Raw genomic sequence first — 1,775 nt, forward strand, 5'->3', positions numbered from 1 at the left:
GGGGCTGTCCCAAAAGCGTTAAGCTCACTGAAGGGATAGCTCGCTTTGAACAGAAATATTGCAAAATATGAAAAATAGCCGTACAGGGTGGTCTATTCCTGTACGGCTATTTTTTTCTTTTGGTCTATGGTTGCTTTCTTCATCAGATTGTGGGCAAGCGAAAGCCACCCGACCTCCAGACTCACCTTAGGCAAGCCGCGAAGCAGAAAACGCCGGAATCCCCGGTTATTTTTGATCTGCCCGAATACACTTTCGGGTTCAATCATTCGTCTTACCGACAGCGCATACCCTTCCTCGCTGCGCAGCTTTTCCCTCGCCTGCTGCTTGTAGCGCATATAACCCAGACTGACTCGAATTTCTCGATTCCCTTGCGCCTTCGTACATGCCGCTTTCAACGGACATCCTTCACAGCCCATGCTGCGGTAATGACGTTGTCGGATTTCATAGCCACTCTCCGTTACACTTTTACTTTCGTAGCGAAAGACAAGCTTCTGTCCATTCGCACATGTCCATGTATCTTCTTCCTCATCGTATCGCATATTGTCGAGCTTACTGATGTCCGTTTGCCATTTCTTCGATTTTTCCTTATGGTACGTGCTGTATTTAACTAGCGCCTCAAGCTGTTCCTTCTCTAAGTAAGCGTAATTTTCTTCTCCGCCATAGCCAGCATCTGCGATGATCGTTCTGGGGAGCTTCCCAAGTGAGGCTTTTACTTTCTCTAAATGTGGTTTCAAGCATCGGGTATCCGTCGGGCGTTGGTGAAGACTGTAACCGATAATGAATTGATTTTCTGTTCCAATCTGTACATTGTAGCCAGGCTTTAGCTGGCCGTTGCGCATATGGTCTTCTTTCATTCGCATGAACGTGGCGTCTTTGTCGGTCTTGCTATAGCTATTTCGATCTCCAAGTATGGTTTGCTGGTTTTCGTATTTTTGAAGACGAGGCAACAAGTCTTTTCGAAGGGCACGAACGGCTTTCTTAAGCGGCTTATCCTTCGGCTTTTCTTGCAGTCTTTCCTCGAGCTTTTTGACGGCGGTTTCTAGTTTTTCGCTTGTCATTTCAGCAGCTTCTCCAAGCTCACTTAAATCCTGATTGCTGTGCTCCCGTTCTTCTTGTTTTTCGGTTTCCTCAATAGTTGCGAACAACGTCTTCACTTTCTCTTGCAGCTTAGCCTTGTGTTTCACCACCGCTTTGCCCCAGACAAACGTGTAGCGGTTGGCATTCGCTTCGATCTTTGTTCCATCGACAAAGTAATGCTCAAGCTTTACATACTTCTCCTCAGTCAGAAACTGTAGAACAGCGGTGAATACCGTTTCGAGTACGGACTTCATTCGCTCGGAGCGAAAGCGATTAATAGTACGGAAATCTGGTCGTTGCCGGCCTGCAATCCACATAAACATGATGTTTTCACGGACTGCCTTAGCGATTTGACGGGAGGAGTAGATGCGTTGGGTGTAGGCATAGATAATGACTTTTGTTAACATTTTGGGATGATAACTGTCTCGACCGCCACCTGGATAGGCGGCTGAAAAAATGCGATCACTCAAACGGTTCACGGCAGTGTTCACGACACGAACGAGGTGATTTTCGGGAATATCTTCAGCTAAATCCATTGGCAGGGTAAGTTGGTCCATGGTATATTGAATGTACATAGAAACCTTCCTTTCGAAGATGGTTGGGTGGTACCTCCATTTTACCAAAGGTTGGTTTCTTTGTTTTTTACAGATTTCAAAACTTTGAAGAGGGTGCCTCTAAAGCCTATGGCTTTTGGGACA

The 1,775-nt window shown here is 46.2% G+C and carries 1 protein-coding gene; it reads right to left on the reverse strand.

Going from position 1 to position 1,775, the window contains the following annotated elements; all coding sequences use genetic code 11:
• Positions 1-92 precede the first annotated feature (92 nt).
• Positions 93-1,652 carry an IS1182 family transposase gene (locus AB4Z45_RS32850; protein ID WP_441913828.1) on the reverse strand — a complete coding sequence of 520 codons (1,560 nt, stop codon included), beginning with the start codon at positions 1,650-1,652 and terminating at the stop codon, positions 93-95.
• Between the last annotated feature and the right edge of the window lie 123 nt (positions 1,653-1,775).

It is taken from the genome of Paenibacillus sp. MCAF9 (assembly GCF_052114265.1).
Lineage (GTDB): Bacteria > Bacillota > Bacilli > Paenibacillales > Paenibacillaceae > Pristimantibacillus.